Origin of the sequence: Mesorhizobium sp. M4A.F.Ca.ET.090.04.2.1 (assembly GCF_003999085.1) — a bacterium.
Lineage (GTDB): Bacteria > Pseudomonadota > Alphaproteobacteria > Rhizobiales > Rhizobiaceae > Mesorhizobium.
The window spans coordinates 1-692 of sequence record NZ_RZOT01000978.1 but is presented as its reverse complement, the minus strand read 5'-3'; the positions used below and the strand labels follow the sequence as shown (position 1 = coordinate 692).

Below are 692 nucleotides of genomic sequence, written 5' to 3'. Positions count from 1 at the left end.
GCCTTGGAGAGGTCGGCGCTCACCGGCTTCGACCAGAAGCGCGGGCTCATCTTCACCGTGCCGTAGAGCATCTCCGGCAGCCTGACATCGATGCCGAAGATCGGCGCGCCGGTGACCTTGGCCAGCATGTCGACGCGCTTTTGCGGCTTGCCGAGCAGCTTCCAGTCGGCCTTGTCCTTGAGCCTGACCTCGGCCGGCGGCGGCATGGCGCTGGCTGAGGCGGCGACTTCACCATAGGTGACCGATTTGCCCGACGCCTTATGCAGGACCGCGCCGTTGGCGGTTTCCAGTTCGCCGGCGGAAACGCCGAGCTTCTGCGCCGCCGCCGAGATCAGCATCTGCCTGGCGGCCGCGCCCGCCTGCCGCATCTTGTCGAACCCGTCGCGCATCGAGGACGAGCCGCCGGTGCCCTGCAGGGCGAGCAGCTTTCCGACGACGCCGAGTCCGGATCGCACCGCTTCCGCCGTCATGCTCTCGTCGAAGAAGGGGAACGGACCGCCCTCCTGGAGTATCGCCGCGTTGTAATAGGCATAGGAAGCCGGGCCGTGCTCGACCTTGACCTGATCGAGGCCGACGTCGAGTTCCTCGGCGACCATGGCGGCAAGCGTCGTCGACACGCCTTGCCCCATCTCGGCGCGCGGCGCGACGATGGTGATGGTGTTGTCGGCGCCGATCTTCACATAGGGATTGAA

1 protein-coding gene is annotated in these 692 nt (G+C 66.8%); it reads right to left on the bottom strand.

All coding sequences use genetic code 11. The features are described from left to right. The coding region (locus EN781_RS33595; protein WP_145965833.1) for a molybdopterin cofactor-binding domain-containing protein at positions 1-692 on the bottom strand (692 nt) is incomplete at both ends.